We start from the raw sequence: 17,944 nt of genomic DNA, 5'->3' as shown, positions 1-17,944 counted from the left end.
TTGTAGGGGTGGGTTTCAAACCCACCCCTACAATACACCAAGCCTAGAGAAAGTCCAGCTATTTCAAGAAGCTTTAGCGCCCTGCTTGGGGAAGAATTTGCGTTTAATCCCCACACCCAAAACTGCCACTCCAAGGGCTAACACACCCACCACCGAAGACGCTTCAGGTATGGAAGTTGCGGGGGAACAATCGGCTAAATCGCAAATCCCTAACTCTGATCCTAACTCTGAATAAGTAACATCCCCGACTTGATAACCCTCCTCTAGAATCGATGCAAAAGCTAAGGGATCGACTGTCGGATCGTATTCATCTAGACTGGCACTCAAAAACTCTAGATTGGTGAAGTAATCGGTTTCAGTTTTGGGCACAATGAGATAGTAAAAATCTTCTGTGCCATAGGTACTGGTTAATTCATACTTGATAAACCGCAAATCATTCACATAATCAGGAGCAGGAGGTTCAGAAGCAGTTAGCTCGCCATTCCACCAGTGAAACCAAGGATTGTAGTAGTAACTCCAGTTAGAAAACCACCAGAGAAAGGGTAGCTCTATGGTTTCGCTGCCAGGGTTGGTAGTATTTTGAATTTGCAAATAGCCACTATTTTGTTGAAAGAATTCATGATTTCCAGTGGCAGTATAGTCAGTTTCTTCGATCCAGAAAGAGTAAGGCATGATTGATCTCCTAAGTCGTGATTTTATCAGCTAAAAATTCCACTAATGGTAGGGGTGAATGGCTCTTCGCCTCTACAGGGTTTGGGTTTATATCCTAAAGTGGAATTTTTGGTTTTTGTCCATGGTTTTGACGAGTGTGTAAAGGAATTCGTTGAACGTTGATTACCTAGGTATAGCCCCTAAAATTTAGAGATTAGATGGCGTATTTCCCTTGAGGGTAATGGTTGCACCGGTTACCGGGTTATTCTTGCCGTCGGTAACGGAAGTGTCAATGGTGACGGTTTCGATATAACCGGTGGCGGGATTAAAGTGCAGATCCTGGAGGATAGCGTTGACATCCTGCGCGGTTCCGGTGACGGTGAGAGTGCCGTTGGTAAAGCTGGTTTTGGCGCTGTTGCTGGTATTGCTGGTTAGGGTTCCGGCGTTGGTATCCGAGAGCGCGAGGATGACGGTTAGGGTTTCGTTGGTATCTTCATCGTTGATAGTGATGGTATTGAGTGCAACTGGGGTATCTTCTTGATAGGTTTGGGTGTGGTTGTATTTGGCTAAGAGGAGATCTTGAGAACCAGCGTAGGGTTGCTCATCAATGGAACCATAAACGCGACCAACACTGTAAAAATCGCCTTCAGCATTGGAGACAATGGGGCCTAAACCATCCCAACCGGGGAACCCAAACTGCTGACTCCAGGCCTGATTTCCCTGACTATCAAAACCGGCGACAAAGGCATCAAATGTACCCGCATGAGAGTTACCAGCAAAAGCACCACTGACTTCTCCGGCAACATAGACTTGTCCTCCTGCACCAAAGCTAATGCCATTAATCCAGTCTTGACCGGCAGTTCCGATTTGTTGTGTCCATAATAGGTTGCCTGTTGCATCCATTTTGGCCAGGAAAGCATCGTTACTGCCTTGATGTTCTTGGCCATCTAATGCTGCTTGAACAGAACCCCCTAGATAAATATTGCCTTCACTATCCAAGTTGACGACATTACCGACATCGGAGGCTGATGTGCCCAGTTGACGATTCCATAGGCGATCGCCTTCACTGTTATAACGAGCAACAAAGATATCATAATCACCATTGCTGGTTTCCCCTTCCAAGCTGCCATTGATATTCCCAGTGATAATAATGTTATCGCTGACTGGATCGTAGGCAAGGGAGCGACCGAAGGAGGTGCTTGGCTCTGGTGTAGTGAGTTGGCGCGTCCAGATTTGATTACCTGCTTCATCCCATTTGGTAATCAGTGCATCATAGCCGGGATGGGTGCTGTTACCGTCGAGCAATCCTTCCGTTGCGCCTAGGGTGTAGAGGTTTCCTTTACCATCACTGACAATACCCCAGGCGATATCATTGCTGCTGGTTCCCAGTTGGCGCGACCAGATTAAGTCTCCTTCTGGGCTATATTTAGCAGTGAAGACATCGGTGAGACCCGCATTGGTTTGTCCCTCTAGGGCTTTTTCGGTTTGTCCGGTGACATAAATAAAGCCATCACTGCCAACTGTGACTCCCTGAATACCATCATCACCGGATGTGCCCAAGGTGCGAGTCCAGAGTTTTTCGCCCTCGGCATTATGTTTGGTGAGAACACCATCTCCCAGGTATCCGGTTTCATTGCCCAGATAGGGTTGACCATCGAGTTCTCCGGTTACTGAGCCAACGGAGTAGAGATTTCCATCTGAGTCAATGGCGGTGGAAATACCGCCATCAAAATTAGGCGATCCCCATTGCCGCGCCCATTGCTGGGTAGGTTCAACTTGTATGGTGGGATCGTCATTTTTCGGTAGTCCCGTTAACTGGATGGTTCCGGTTAAAACGAGACCCGACTGGACGATAATCTCCGTGGCAATGGTGACGCTTTCGGAAGAATTAGCGGTGGGTTTAAATTCTAAATCGGCTAAGAGTTGATTCAAGTCGCTGACTGCACCTTCTGCTGTCCAAACGCCGGTTTCCGGGTCGTAAGTGGAGGTGACTGTGCCAGAAGTTGCGGTAGAAAGTTTTCCGGCATCGGTTTCAGAAAGGGTTAATTTAACCGTAGCTTCTCCGTCGGGGTCGGTAACAATAATATTACTCAAATCTAGAGGGGTATCCTCGTGATAAGCCAGATGCAGGGTTTGATTGGGAGGGGTAGAAGTCTTCAGGAGAACGTCAGGTTTAAGGTCGCCAATGACTAAATCATCGAGTCCAATGCGTTCAGTCCCTCCAGGTCGAGTTAAGGTGACTTTGGTAAAGGGAGAATCAATATCCGTGATGCCGTAGAAGAAAGCAGAACCGGAATTTGCTGGCCAAACGGCTTGAGCGGGAATATTTAACTCGCTGGTTGTGCCATCTTCATGATGGAGGATAAGTGTGAAAGGATTTCCTTCAGCGTCGGTTGCTGTGAATCCAAAGGCAGATTGAGGACTGTCAAATTCTAGGGTTAATTGGGTATCATCAGAACTTTGCAAGAATTGGTCGCCAGAGGTGGGGAACATGCCACCATCGGTTGCGGTGGGTACGTCGCGAACGATTGAATAACCGGTGACGGTTGCTTTGGTAGAGCCAAAGTCTAGAACGGTTGGTTTATCGCCTTGATTAAAGGTCTCGAAATCAATGGTTTCAATGTTATCGAGATTGGCTAAAAAGTCGGCTTTGGCAGCATCGGTATTGGGGGTGGACTCTAGGCGAGTGTTATTGTCTCCGTTGTGTAAGTCTTCGCCGAAATATGTCCACGTCCAGTTATAACCGGCTTTGGGAACTTGATTTTTAGACACCCAGAAATCTTTACCGCCAGCATTTTCGGCGGCTAAATTGCCTTCTGTGTAGCCAGTAAGATAGAAGTTGCCACTGCGGTCAATGGCGATATCTTGAGCGGTGTCGTTATTCACTGTTCCCAGGGTTTGGGTTTCTAAATGTTGACCTTCTTTATCAACGAGCATCAGAAAAGCATCTTGACCCCCGGTTACAGTTTCACCATTTAAGGTATTGGTAGTAAATCCAGCCAGATGAATGACATCATTTTGATCGATCGCCAGACGGGAAGCTGAATCTTCAGAAATTGAGCCAAATTGCTGCTTCCAGAGTTCATCGCCTTGGGGATTGAGCTTGGTGATAAAGATATCCTGCAAGCCTTGATTTTCCCCACCTAGGGAACCTTGAGTATTGCCGGTGATGTAGACATTATCTTCGCTATCAATGGCCAGGCTATGACCTTCTTCGTACTGTGCTGTGCCAAGCTGTTTTTGCCATTCTTTAACGCCTTGAGCATTGTATTTAATGATAAAGGCATCTTGACTACCGGCATTTTCGCCACCGATCTCGCCATAGGTATGGCCAATGAGGTAAGTGTTTCCTAAGCTGTCAATAGCAAGATCGATCGCTCCTTCATGGCTGGATGTGGCAAACTGATCGCTCCAGATCGGTTCTCCATTGGCATCATATTTAGCCACCCAAGGATCGTAACCTCCGGCGTTATTTCCTTGGAGATTTCCGCCGGTAAATCCTGACAGATAGATATTTCCGGTTTCGTCTACGGTAATGCTCGTGGCATAATCATCGCTGCTGCTGCCGATTTGTTTTTGCAGCAATTCTTGACCCTCGGCATCTAATTTGAGGATAAAGACATCACTGAGTCCTTGGTTTTCGCTTCCTAAATCGCCAAAAGTGTGTCCGGTAATATAAACTTTTCCAGTTTGATCAACGGTAATGCCACGAGTTTCATCAATGGCGACAGTTCCCAGTTGTTTCTTCCACAAGAGATTACCATCGACATCATATTTGGCAACAAAAGCATCCTCTTGTCCGGCATTCTCACCGTCTAAATTGCCGTCCGTAGTACCAACGATGTAGACGTTACCGAAATCATCGACAGTGACTCCGGAAGTGCGATCGCTTCCTTCGGTTCCCAACTGACGTATCCAAGCATTATCGGGGATAGGTTCAGGAGTACCCGGAATTTCGACAATGCCTTCGAGACTCCAATGATTTGCTATGAGATCGTTCCACTGTCCAAACTCAGTAAACCCTGTGGGAGAACTCGGATCGGGAACACGGAAATTAGTATGAACAAAATCTTCACCTTCTGGAGAGAAGAGTACATTATTTGGTGCGTCAGGAAACCAATTAGTATAAGTTGATGAATCGCCATTCACCCACTGAAATTCACCTTCTTGAGTGCCATAAATTGGACTATCCGTATAACCGAGCCAGCGCATGGTTCCGCCAAACGTATCGAATAACCATTGATTTTCCGAGGCGCTGTTAACAGAAACTAAATTACCACCAGCAGCTTTGGCTTGTTCCTGTGCGCCTAACCAGGTATCGGGTGTGGTCAAGAAATATTGACTCCCCGTCACGGGATTGGTGTAAATTGTGGGTTCCGAAGGTACGGGAGTCGCGGGGAATTTCGCCAGCCAAATGTCTCTGTTTCCGGCATTTTCACCGCCAAAATCACCCAAGGTATAGCCGGTGGTATAGACATTGCCATTAGCGTCAACTTCGATATCGTAGGTTATATCTTCCGCATCGCTGGTTCCGTAGATGGTTGTCCACAGGTTCTTACCTTCGCTGTCAAATTTAGCCAGGAATGGTGTATTTTTGCCTAAACCAGGCTGACCATTGATGGAGCTGTTTGTCCAACCGTTGAGATAGAAGTTACCATCGGGATCTACTTTAATGCCAGTGGTGCGATCGCTGCCTGCACCTCCGAATTGTTGCGTCCAGACGGTATTGCCTTCTTCATCTAATTTGAACAGAAGCGCATCCATTGAACCCTCACTTTCATGTCCTTCTAGCGTCCCCTGGCTTTCTGCGGCAATATAGAGCTTGCCAGAGTCGTCAATATCGACGCTCACATTGCGATATGCGCCGTATGTTCCCGGACTCTCAGCCTTTTCTGTACCCAGTTGTTTTGTCCAGATTTGATTACCGTCAGCGTCGTATTTAGTGACGAAAACATCAGATTCTCCGGCATTCTCGCCACCAAGATTCCCTTCCGTAATGCCGACAGCGTAGATGTTACCAGCACTATCAATCGCTACATCCCGGCCGCGATCGTGTTCGTCAGTTCCATTCTGTTGAATCCAAATTTCATTACCATCGGTGTCGTATTTGGCAATAAAGTAATCCGCTCCTCCCTGATTACTTCCGCCGAAGTTTCCTTGAGTCCAACCGGAGATTACAGGATTGCCATCAGGGTCGAGTTTTAACCCACTAGACCACTCATGGTTGGGAGTGCCAATGTATTTATCCCAAAGTAGGTTGCCTTCGCTATCCCATTTGACAAATTTATGATCGCCTCCTCCTTGAGTTCCAACCCCATCTGCATAACCAATGGCAAAGATATTTCCATTGTCGTCAACGGCAACTTCCGTATAGTAGTCCCATCCGGTTGTACCGAGTTGTTTCGTCCAGAGTTTATTGCCGCTATCATCGTACTTGGTAATAAAGGGATCTGGCCAGAATCTGATGCCACTATGAGCATTAGTATTTCCATCTAGGTCTCCGTGGGTAGAACCAACGACATAGATATTACCAGCAGCATCAGAAGTCAGAGCCGTAGCGCGATCGTCTCCAGGCGTTCCCCATTGACGGACAAATTCTGGTTGAAAAGGTTTGTGATTGTCCTTAATTTTCACTTCACCCGTGCCATGGGTTCCAATCGCATAATTATCGTTAGAAGTAAGCTTAATAATCGCCTTTTCTTCTCCTTCTTGGAACACGCCATCATACAGCGCCAGAATCGGCAGCGTCACCAAAGACTCACCCGCAGGAATCGTAATTTCACCGCTCAACTTGGTAATATCAACGCCATTTCTAGCATCACCCGCAACAGAGTAGTTAACCGTCAATTCCTCCGTCAAATCTCCCACGCGAGTAATCACAATTTGCCCCGCATTGCCATCTTCCCCAGCTTGATCATCGGTGACCATGACATTAACAATGGGTTTCTCTAGGGTAGTGGGGTCAATTTCGATAATGCCAACCGGATTTTGCCAATTTCCTCCTAAGACAGAAGGCAAATTATGAGGCATATCATTCCAACCACCCGGTTCCATGAAATTCGTTTCATAGAAATCTTCACCTTCTGCTGTACGCTGGACATTATCCTTGCCAAAACGATTCGGGGTAAAGGTTAATTGATCGCCATTCACCCATCGATGATTACCTTCTGTATTGCCGTAAATTTCACTATCATTCAAGCCAATCCATTTACGACCCCGACCAAAGGTTTCATACAACCAATTATTCTCGGCTTGGCTATTAATACTAACTAAATTACCTCCCAAAGCCTGCGCTTGTTCCTGAGCGCCTAACCAAGTATCCGGTTGAGACAGAATATATTGATGACCATTTTGAGGATTGACATACACAAACGGGCCATAGCGAGATGTGGTTTTACTATCAGCAATAGTTGCCGTTGCAGTAACCACACCATCTAATTGATATCCCGAAGCTGCTTGTAATTCAATCTCAACAGTTTCTGTCCCTTCCAAAGCATAATCATACAAAGGAACTACAGGAATGGTTGCAGTTTCTCTACCCGCAGGAATCGTCACCGTTCCCGTTAATGTCTGATAATCTTCCCCATTTTTAGCACTCCCGCGCAACGTATAATTCACCGTCAACGGTTCATCCGTATCTCCTGTGCGAGTGACGATAAATTGCGCCGCATTCCCATCTTCCGTCGCTTCTTTATCCAGGGAACTAATCGTTACTTTGGGTTTAGGAACCGCGTTAGGATTCGTGCCATGTAAACGCAACGTCCAATCAGTAAATACATTCCATTGAGAGGGATCTCCTTCCTTATGTATCGAGCTTGGGCTATAGAATTTATCAATTACTTTCAACGTCCAAGTTCCTTCAGAAGATTCCCCCCAATGACGAGCGCTGCTAAACAACCAATAATACTGATTATTTTCTGCACTATTGGGGTCGTACTTAATATTCCACTCCTCATTCCTATGCTGCTCGGCTAAAATGGAGGAAGTGGTTACCTTTTCCCCTTGTGCATTAATGTATTCATGCTCCAACACAATCTCTAAATCGCCATGATAACGATGATTGCCACTAAATTCTACTTCTACCCATTCCAGCGTTAAGTCTTTTTCGGGGTTAGATTCGATGGTAATGCTATCAGTCAGAGGTTCTGTGACTAACTGTTTAGAGCCATTGGTTAGAACTTCTTTAGCATCAGGAATTCTTCTCCCCAGATAAGAGTATTCCTCGATGGTTTCTAGCTCTGCGACGGGTTGCCAAGTCTTCGCCATTGCCACTGCTGCATCAGGATTCACCGCGCCAAAACCATACTGATGATTGACATGATATCCTGCGCCGTTGTTCACCCAACCTTCATGAGTGGGATCGTTTTTATCAGCAGTTTTCGCTAAAATATGCTGCACATCTCGCAGGGTTAAATCGGGATTTGCTTCTAACATTAAAGCCACAACCCCAGAAACAAATGGCGCGGCTGCTGAAGTCCCGCCAAAATTATTGATGTAGTAATCTTTTTCCGGGTTGCCTTCAGGATAAAAGCCTGTAGTGACGATATTTTTTCCGGGAGCGACGCTAGAATAGGCAGAGACTAAAAGAGAAGCACCTGGTTCTGAATAAGTGGCGTGTTTTCCTTCACTGCCAATGGCAGCAACAGCAATAGCATAGGGAGAGTTAGCAAAGCTATTGTAGTTTACATTTCCACCTGCTTGTGCGCCATTTCCAGCCGCAAAAACAGGAATACTACCATCACCCTCTCGCCCTAATAAAGCGCTTTGTTCCATGGCATATTCACCATTGGGTAAAGTATTAAAGAACCCAATCCCCCAACTGTTATTGTAAATATCAATTTCTTGCCGATTATGAGACAAAGCAGCAGCAACTTCTATGTCAGTTGTGCCATCTGCTCCCATGCGTAATCCTGCCCATTCGGCTTCAGGAGCAACCCCACTACCGCCAAACTGATTATCGCCACTTGCCGCAGCTATGCCAGCAACAGCAGTGCCATGTAGGTGATTGGTTACAAAGTCTAAAGACCAATTTTTTAGCACTCCAGATTCTGCCGGATTTTTACTGATAATTTCTAATTTCCACTCTCCTTGGGCGCTGTAATTTTGCAATTCTGGAAGAGAGAGGGAATAGGATTGAAGCTGAAGGTTGGGTAAGGGCACTCTCATCCCTTGAGGACTGACTAAGAATGCTTCTAAATTGCTGACATTGGGATGGCGAATATCGAGGTTAATCGCGAGACTGTTGATGATGCCGTCATTAACAGAACGAAGTTTAAATTCATGTTTAATGGGAGTGCCAATGGGGTTAACAATTGGTTTAGATAGGTTGGTTTCTAGCTCATAATCAACCTGCCGAGAGGGATAGGCATCTTGCTCGTCAAAGTCATAACTTAGATCTGGGTTATAGTTAGGTAATAAGTCAGGATGACCTTGTAGGTTTCTAGTGGGATCATCAATTTCAAAGCCACTGTCAACGACACCAATCACGACACCGCTACCCTGAATATTTTGGTTGTTCCAAACTTCTGGTAATCCCGATTGAGTTAAGTGCCATTGATCGCCATTTTTGACTAAAGGTTCATTGCTGGGAGAATTCCAGTTCACTTGATATTCGACTAAAGGATAGGCAAACTCAATTTTGTACTCTGAGCCAAGTTTTTCGGCGACTTCTTGGGCGGTTAGTTCTTGAGGAAATTCCCAAATATAGGTATGGGGAATATGGCCGGTTTCTCCGAGGTTAGTTGCACCTAATTGACTGGCTAGTTCGGGAGATCCTTCGCCATTTTGCACGCTGACAATCCACTGTTGAACGCCTGCAATTTGGTCGGGTTCATAACTGCCGAGGTTGGTGGCTTTTTCGATGGCAAATTTAACGCGATCACTCAATTCTTCCCCTTTACCTACCGACAACACGGTAAACTGCTCTACGGTAGGCTCAGAAACCTTGCCTGCACTGTCTTGAGCCACAATTTGCAGTTGATAGTGACCGGGTTCTAAGCCTTCTTTCTGGTAGCTAATCTTCTGATAGTCTGAAGTCGTTTTTATCTCTACTTCTTCAGTCACATCAATCCATTCTCCCCCATCTTTTTGTAAGAAGATTTCTACTTTTCCAATCTGATTGATTCCATCGGGATCGGTGATTTTTCCTTGGATAATCACGGGTTCAGTAGGATTGTACAATCGATCAGCGCTGCCTAATTGGGTTTCCGGTTGACCATAATCGAGAATGGCTTGACCTAAAGGTGTGTCTTGCCAAACTTTTTCCGAGTCAATAACATCATCTATATGCTCGGCTTTACCGGTTGCCCCTTTGACTCGGAAAATGAGATCGTTGTAATCCTTATCCGAATTCTTCTCAACATCTAAATCTTCCCAAGCAAAGGTCTGTCCTTCTCCAGTCGCGTCGGCTAATTGTTGAGAACCTAGAGAGAACATGAGGGGTTTATTGGGATTCTCTAAGGCTTGTTCAATGTTACCTTTAGGGGCGAGGACAACGCCGAATTTTTCTCCCGGTGTCATCTGCACTGTTTTGGGGCCAGCATAGTCCCCAGAGTTGCGGTCAATTTCGCCTAATTCGCCGGTAAATTTCGCGCCTTCTGTACGGTCGGAAATGACGATTTGACCTAAATCTGAGTCATCGGTAATGCGCTGCAAGACTTCGGCTCTAAATTCTGCGGAGTTGGGGTCTAAATCTTCTAATCCTTCTAAGCTAAAGATGGCGACTTCACCTTTATATCCGCCTCCATCAAAGAGGAAATCAACGGTAACTTCTCCGGTTTCGCCAACGATAAATTCACCGGGTTTGAGGTTTTCGCCCCTACGGTTATCGGTAATGGCAATATCTTCAATAACTGTCTCAATATTAGTGACATCCTCTAAATCATCAATCTCTGCAACCGCAGTATCATCCCCCGTCACATATTCAACTAACTCCCGTCCTAAATCCGAGTCGCGCCACTCTTTAGCGGTATCAATCACATCATCTAACTGGGCTGCTTTGCCGGTTGCACCTCTGATTTGAAAAATCAGATCGTTATAATCTCCATCGGATTTGCCATCCACACGCAAATCTTCAAAGACAAAGGTATTACCTTCTCCAGTGACATCAGTAATTTGTCCCATATGAAAGCTATCTTCTGGGTTAGCGGTAGCAAGGGAGAAAAGGGGACGCGCAGCACCGCCAATTCCAGGATTATCCACCACTCGTTGTATACTTCCCTTGGGAACAAGCATCATGCCGAATGTGTCCCCAGATCGCATGTTGAAGGTTTTTATACCTTGATATTCGCCGGAATTTTGGTCAGCTTCTCCGAGTTCTCCACTAAAGCGTGCCCCTTCCGTGCGGTCTGAGATGATAATATGACCGAGTTCTGAATTAGAGTTGGATCTTCTAGCCGCTTCTGCAATAAAATCCTCTGTATCCGGGTCATACTTATCCATTCCGTCTAGACTAAAGATCCCCAATTCTCCCTGATACTTCCCACCATCAAAGAGATAGTCAACCTCTATCTCTCCCGTTTCTCCCACCACGAAGTAACCGGAGTCAAACTTCGGTTGTGCAACCTCCTCCTCTGTAATTTCTAAAACCAATAAGTCATCTAATGATGGTTCATCACCTTCTGTATCGGTTGTCAATTCAGCTCTTTCCTCAGTAATTTCTCCATCCCCTTCAACCTCTGCTACAGCCAAGGTAGGATAATTTTCTGGTTTGACATCTGCTTTGATATCTGTTTTTACAGAGTCTACGAGTTCCTGCGTAATTTCCCCATCCAGTTCGGTTTCTGAATCCAAAATTAAGGCCGGATTCTGCTCTGTACTGGTAGGCTCTAAAGATTCCTCCTGAGTCTCTGCGCCTGTTTCTTCTCCTAATGCATAAATAAATGGAACTTCCTCTAAATCTTCATCCGGGATTTCCGGTAAAATATCACTCTCTTCTGGGGTATTTACTGATGAGTTTTCAATGGGCTGGTTATCTAACTCTGATTCCGTATTTTCTACAGGATTTTCTTGGTCATCCCCATCAAAATCTGGCCCATCATCCAGAGAATCAATGATGCCGGAAGGAGTAAGGATGGGTTCCAATATGAACGTTTTATGAGTTTTCGAGGCGGAATTACTGGAAAACACGGGTTTAAAGAGAAAATCAAACCAGCTCATAGCACATCTAGAGGAGTAGGAGAACGATTAGATTTAAAAGTATCACTGTTTTTCTCTCATGAATATCAAGATTAGATAAAGTTCTCCATGATTTTCATGAAGATCATGTAAAGTTTTTATCTCCTATTTTTCGACCTAGATCTCAGAAATTTCAGGTCATTTTTATGCCAAAACCCGAAAATTGTCATAAATCTTAACTTGAGCCGAAAACCGATCCAGGTCATCCACCCCTTTTCCTGTAAAATGATTTCTCTATTCATATCTTCGAGAAGATGACTGTTAGCTGATTGGGTAAACGAATGTCTGAAGTCTCCAAACCGACTGGATCGCTCGTGATTATTGGGGGGGCGCTCCGGTATAATAATCATGAAGTCTGGAAGCGAATTGTGGAATTATCAGGAGGAAAAGGCGCTAGGATTGCTGTTTTTCCGACAGCAAGTCGGAATCCTCAAAAAACAAATTATACTGTAGATGCGTTAAGGGGGCAGGGCGCGGAGGCGATCGCCATTCCCGTAGCGGTAAAAAATCGCGATATCGATTACCGAGAAGCAGTGTATGACCCCCAACTTTTAGCCCAAGTTCGAGAGTGTAATGGGGTATTTTTTACCGGTGGAGATCAATCCTATATTACCCAAGCCTTGTATACAGAATCAGGGGAAAATACCCCCATGCTCAATGTAATTTGGGACATTTATCGTCGTGGTGGAGTCGTTGCCGGAACCAGTGCAGGGGCAGCCATCATGAGTACCACTATGTTTCGCAATCCTCCTGAGATTTTAGATGTGATGAAATTCGGGGTTCACTGGGGAAGAGAAATTAACCGAGGTTTAGGCTTTATTGGCCCGGATTTTTTTGTCGATCAACATTTTTTAGTCCGGGGAAGGTTGGGGCGATCGCTCGTAATCATGCAAACCATTGGTTATAAACTGGGATTTGGCATTGATGAAAATACGGCTCTAGTGGTGCAAAACGATCGAGTAGAAGTCGTTGGCGATCAAGGGGTGTTAGTGATGGATTTATCCGATGCCTATCAAGACCTCAAAATCCCTGAATTTAACCTCGATGGTATTCGACTTAGTTATTTAGGGAAAGGCGATCGCTACCACCTGCAAACCAAGGAAGTAACCTTAAGTGAACTGAAATTAAAAGGTGATAAAATTGACCCAAACGATCCCGATTTTCAGCCCTACATGAGCGGCGATCGCTTCTACCCCGATCTCTTAGCCCATAGCGTTCTCGACGATCTCCTCGCTCATCTCATTGATAGCAAACAACAGGAAGTTACTGCCCTAGCTTTTAACCCCTTATCCTCAGATCGCAAAGCCCGTCTCGGTTTTAAGTTTACATTTTGGAAAGGACAAGATAGCCTAGGATATTACACGGGAGCCTTGGGGGTAACGAGCTACACAGTTTTAAACATCTATGCTGCGGTAAAACCTATACAGATGAAACCCGTTTTATATGACGAACTGAAGTAACCTTAGATGTCAGAAACCATTCTAGAAGTCGGTCGAGTTGCCCAACAAAAAAAGCGTCGCCGCAACCTGTGGATTGAATTGGGATTAGCGATCGCCATTTGCCTAATCTTGATCGTCCTCATGCCGTTTGTTCTTTCACCCTTTCGGTTAAATCTCTTGGGTAGATTTTTAGCCTTAGCCATTATTGCCCTCGGTATTGATGTCATTTGGGGCTTTACCGGCTTGTTGAGTTTGGGTCATGGTGTATTTTTTGCCCTAGGGGGTTACGCGATCGCCATGCATATGAAACTGCAAATTTCCCCCGACTCCAGTATTCAACTGCCCGAATTTATGACCCTCTATGGAGTCACCGAACTTCCCTGGTTTTGGCAACCCTTTGGCCCCTTCCCCATCGCTGCCTTAGCCGTTATCCTGGTTCCCGCTTTATTAGGGGGATTTTTAGGCTATTTAGTCTTCCGAAATCGCATTCGCGGCGTTTACTTTTCCATCCTCACCCAAGCCTCAACCATTGTCTTTTTCAACTTCTTCAATGGACAACAAAAACTGATTAATGGAACCAATGGTCTCACCGACTTTAAAACGCTCCTCGGCTTTACCGTCAACGATCCCAAAACTCAAGTCGGATTTTATATCATTACCGTCCTCTTTTTAGCCCTCACTTATGGCCTCTGTCGCTGGCTGACTAGCGGTCGCTTTGGTCGCCTCCTAATTGCCATTCGAGATGATGAAAGTCGCGTCCGTTTTTCCGGTTATAATCCTACCGGTTACAAAGTTCTGGTATTTGCCATTTCTGCCGGATTAGCCGGATTAGCTGGGGCATTATTTACCCTACAAACCGGGATTATTTCCCCAAAAGCCATGGATATTGCCTTTTCAATTGAAATGGTCATCTGGGTAGCGGTGGGTGGACGATCCAGTTTAGTCGGTGCAATTTTAGGGGCACTTTTAGTTAACTTTGCTCGGAGTGGATTAAGCGAAAAGTTTCCTGAAATTTGGCTATTTTTCCAAGGAGCATTATTTTTAGTTGTGGTGATGGTATTGCCCAATGGGGTTGTGGGATGGTTGAGAACCGATGGCTGGAGTTGGTTACAGGCAAGGCTGGGAACGACAACTCTGGTTACTTATCCCAGTTTAGAAAAAGACCCGGAAGTCCAAAAAGAGCGGGAACAACTTGAAGAAAAATCATGAACGAAGTCATTCTAGAAATTAAAAACTTAACCGTTGATTTTGATGGGTTTAGGGCGCTAAATCAACTTAACTTTAGTATGGAACCAGGGGAACTACGGGTAATTATTGGCCCGAATGGAGCCGGAAAAACAACTTTTTTAGACGTAATTACGGGCAAAACCCAACCCACACAAGGAGAAGTTTTTTTCAAAGGTCGTAATACTCGCCGTTTGGCGGAACATCAAATCGCTCGTTTGGGAATTGGTCGTAAGTTTCAAACGCCACGGGTTTATCTAAATCTTACCCCTAGGGAAAACCTGGAACTGAGCTGTAATCAGAATAAGAATGTATTTTCAACCCTCTTGAGTCGCCCTCCAAAGAGCGATCGCCAGCGAGTAAATCACCTTTTGGAAATTACTGGACTTTCCCTGAAGGGCGATATTCAAGCTGCTCTCCTATCCCATGGAGAAAAACAACGGTTAGAAATTGGCATGTTAGTCGCTCAATCTCCCGATCTTTTATTAGTCGATGAACCCGTTGCTGGATTAACCGATGAAGAAACGGAACAAACCGGAAATTTACTCCTCAGTTTAGCCGAAAGTCATTCCATTATTGTCATCGAGCATGACATGGAATTCGTGCGCCAAATTGCCCGTAAAGTCACCGTTTTACACCAAGGTTCCGTACTCTGTGAAGGTTCCATCGAAGAAGTGCAAAACGATCCACGGGTGATTGAAGTCTACCTGGGAGAATCAGAAGCAGACGACCATGAGTAAATGAATTAGCTATACTGAGAGTAATCGAGAATGAGGAAAGATCATGCAGTTAGAAGACTATTTTGATTTTTTATCCCCAGATGATATTCGGCTTAAAGGCACTAGAGTCGGGATTGAAACCATTTTGTATGAATACATTTATCAGCGCAAAACCGCCGAAGATATTCACAAACTTTACTCCCACTTACCCTTAGAAAACATTTATGCTACAATTCTGTACTTTTTGCATAATCCTGAAGATGTAACTCAATATATGAGCGATTGGTTGAATTATTGTCGAGAATCTGAACGGCAGCAACTTGAGAATCCCCCTGATTATGTGATTCGCCTTCTTGGCCTTAAGGAAAAGCAGAAAACAACAAATATTACACTCTAAATTTAGACAGTTTACCTATTACCCATTACCCATTACCAGCGCGAAGCGCTATAATCATGAACCAAGAAGTATCTTCTCAACCCATTTTAAAAGTATCGCAATTAAATGTTTACTATGGAGAAAGCCATATTCTGCGGAATGTGGACTTGGGGGTAAGACCCGGACAAATGGTCTGTTTAATTGGCCGTAATGGGGTGGGGAAAACGACCTTGCTAAAAACAATTATGGGGGTGTTAAAACCGCGCAGTGGTAATATTGTTTTGCAAGGGGAAAGTATTGTCGGTCTTTCTCCCGATCGCCGTGCTAAACTCGGTATTGGCTATGTCCCCCAAGGTCGGGAAATCATCCCTAGAGTCACCGTGAAAGAGAACCTACTCCTGGGTTTGGAGTCCGGACGCGCAGGCAAAAAGAAGGAGATCCCCCCCTATATTTACGAGCTATTCCCCGTCCTGGAGACCATGTTATGGCGCATGGGAGGGGACTTGAGCGGAGGACAACAGCAACAATTGGCGATCGCCCGCGCTCTCATGGGCCGTCCCCAACTCCTGGTTCTCGATGAACCCACCGAAGGTATTCAACCCTCGATTATCCTGGAAATTGAAGCAGCCGTGCGTAAAATTATTGAAACGACTGGTATATCCGTACTCCTGGTTGAACAGCATCTGCACTTTGTCCGTCAAGCCGACTGGTATTACGCCATGCAAAAAGGGGGTATTGTAGCCTCCGGGCCAACCGCAGAACTGAGTAAAGATGTGATTCAGGAATTCTTAGCCGTCTAGAGAAACGACCACACCAAAATCGCCACCGTTACCGTAAAGGCAATATGATTAATCCAATCATCCGCATTCCAATTTTTAAACATAATCGGTCTTGAATTGCAGTCTATAGCCTACGGCGTTGATTATAACGCTCCGTGGTAAACTGAGGAGATTAAGAGAAAAATAGGGTTTTTCCTATTCCCTATTCCCTATTCCCCATTACCAACGCTACACATGGCCATTGAAATTGAACGGAAATTTCTAATAAACGGAGAAAGCTGGCGAGGGTTAGGCAAAGCGACTCACTACCGGCAAGGCTATATTCGCACTGAAAATCATGCAACTGTGCGCGTCCGAATTGCTGGCGATTGCGGCTACTTAACCCTGAAAACCTTAGCCAGTGGGTCTTCTGGTATTCATCGCCTAGAATATGAATATCCCATTCCCCTAGAGGATGCCCAGGAAATGTTAGAGTATTTGTGCGATCGCCCCCAAATCGATAAAATTCGCCATACCCTAACCTGGGGCGGTATGGTTTGGGAAATCGATGAATTTGCTGGAGACAATCAAGGGTTAATCTTAGCAGAAGTAGAACTCACCGATGCCAATCAAGAAATCGAATTACCGGAATGGGTAGGTCAAGAAGTTTCCGAAGATTACCGGTATTTTAATTCTTATTTAGCCAGTCATCCCTATAGTCAATGGACATAGTTAAACCGTAATTATTCGTTCTTTTAATGTTAACCAGTCTACAGAATCCTTGGGTGAAAAACCTGCGAAAGTTGCACCAAGCTAAAGGGCGCAAACAAGCCCAATTATGTTTATTAGAAGGAACCCATTTGGTGGAAGCCGCTTGTCAAGTGAATGCAGCTTTAGACAGTGTAGCGTATACGCCAGAATGGTTGCAAAAAAATCCCCGGTTAGGGGAAAAACTGCAAGAGTGCTGTCAACGGGTGGAGCAGGTGAGCTATGAGGTTTTGAAGGCGATCGCCACTACGGTGAATCCCGATGGCGTAATTGCTACCCTAAAACGGGAATCCCCCAAACCCCTCTCTCCCCGACTGAACCGACTAGGACTAATCCTAGAAACCCTACAAGATCCGGGGAATTTAGGCACGATTGTTCGCACCAGTGCCGGTGTTGGATTAGAGGCGATCGCCCTCAGCCAAGATAGTGTCGATTTAGACCATCCCAAAGTCCTGCGAGCTTCTGCGGGCGCTTGGTTTCAGGTTCCCATGGCGATGCAACCGAATTTACTGGAGTTTATCACCCAATGTCGCGAACAGCAGATGCAGATTATCGCCACCACTGCGGATGCCACCCAAACCTACTGGGAGATTAATTGGAGACAACCCACTTGGGTATTATTGGGTAATGAAGGGGCGGGGTTGTCCTCAGAACTGCTAGAGTTAGCCGATCGCCAGGTGAGCATCCCCATTGCCGAGGGGGTAGAATCTTTGAATGTGGCGATCGTTGCTGCCCTCATTCTCTACGAAAGTCAAAGACAATGGATGCAACAGGATAGATGATTTCCTCAGATTCCATCTTTTGATAAAGTCAAGAATAAATCCAACTAGCTCA

General features: G+C 45.4%; 9 protein-coding genes. 7 read left to right on the top strand and 2 right to left on the bottom strand.

The window, feature by feature from the left end:
* Window positions 1–63 precede the first annotated feature (63 nt).
* Window positions 64–672, bottom strand: a complete 609-nt coding sequence (locus AC3FZD_RS17715; protein ID WP_488737295.1) for a hypothetical protein — start codon at window positions 670–672, stop codon at window positions 64–66.
* 186 nt (window positions 673–858) lie between these two features.
* Window positions 859–11,808 (bottom strand): SBBP repeat-containing protein, encoded by a 10,950-nt coding sequence (locus AC3FZD_RS17710; RefSeq protein WP_488737294.1) that lies wholly within the window; start codon window positions 11,806–11,808, stop codon window positions 859–861.
* Between the two features lie 299 nt (window positions 11,809–12,107).
* Here AC3FZD_RS17710 and AC3FZD_RS17705 point away from each other — a divergent pair, with 299 nt between their 5' ends.
* The 7 genes from AC3FZD_RS17705 to AC3FZD_RS17675 all read left to right on the top strand — a co-directional run bounded on the left by AC3FZD_RS17705 (window position 12,108) and on the right by AC3FZD_RS17675 (window position 17,892).
* The gene (locus AC3FZD_RS17705; protein ID WP_488737293.1) at window positions 12,108–13,286 is read left to right on the top strand and encodes a cyanophycinase; all 1,179 of its coding nucleotides are present in this window, start codon (window positions 12,108–12,110) and stop codon (window positions 13,284–13,286) included.
* Window positions 13,287–13,292: 6 nt separating this feature from the next.
* Window positions 13,293–14,474: an urea ABC transporter permease subunit UrtC gene (gene urtC, locus AC3FZD_RS17700; RefSeq protein ID WP_488737292.1), complete on the top strand. Its 1,182-nt coding sequence runs from the start codon at window positions 13,293–13,295 to the stop codon at window positions 14,472–14,474.
* A complete protein-coding gene (gene urtD / locus AC3FZD_RS17695) occupies window positions 14,471–15,229 on the top strand; it encodes an urea ABC transporter ATP-binding protein UrtD (RefSeq protein WP_488737291.1) in 759 nt (252 codons plus the stop codon). The genes urtC and urtD overlap by 4 nt, the downstream gene beginning before the upstream one ends.
* A gap of 43 nt (window positions 15,230–15,272) precedes the next feature.
* Window positions 15,273–15,605, top strand: a complete 333-nt coding sequence (locus AC3FZD_RS17690; RefSeq protein ID WP_488737290.1) for a DUF433 domain-containing protein — start codon at window positions 15,273–15,275, stop codon at window positions 15,603–15,605.
* Window positions 15,606–15,661: 56 nt separating this feature from the next.
* Window positions 15,662–16,384 carry an urea ABC transporter ATP-binding subunit UrtE gene (gene urtE / locus AC3FZD_RS17685; RefSeq protein WP_488737289.1) on the top strand — a complete coding sequence of 241 codons (723 nt, stop codon included), beginning with the start codon at window positions 15,662–15,664 and terminating at the stop codon, window positions 16,382–16,384.
* A gap of 213 nt (window positions 16,385–16,597) precedes the next feature.
* The gene (locus AC3FZD_RS17680) at window positions 16,598–17,074 is read left to right on the top strand and encodes a CYTH domain-containing protein (protein WP_488737288.1); all 477 of its coding nucleotides are present in this window, start codon (window positions 16,598–16,600) and stop codon (window positions 17,072–17,074) included.
* A 26-nt stretch (window positions 17,075–17,100) separates the two neighbouring features.
* The gene (locus AC3FZD_RS17675; RefSeq protein WP_488737287.1) at window positions 17,101–17,892 is read left to right on the top strand and encodes a TrmH family RNA methyltransferase; all 792 of its coding nucleotides are present in this window, start codon (window positions 17,101–17,103) and stop codon (window positions 17,890–17,892) included.
* Window positions 17,893–17,944: the final 52 nt, after the last annotated feature.

The organism is Roseofilum sp. KMC-1 (genome assembly GCF_057802075.1).
Note: the sequence above shows the minus strand (reverse complement) of the source record. Positions and strands in the feature narration are given on the sequence as shown.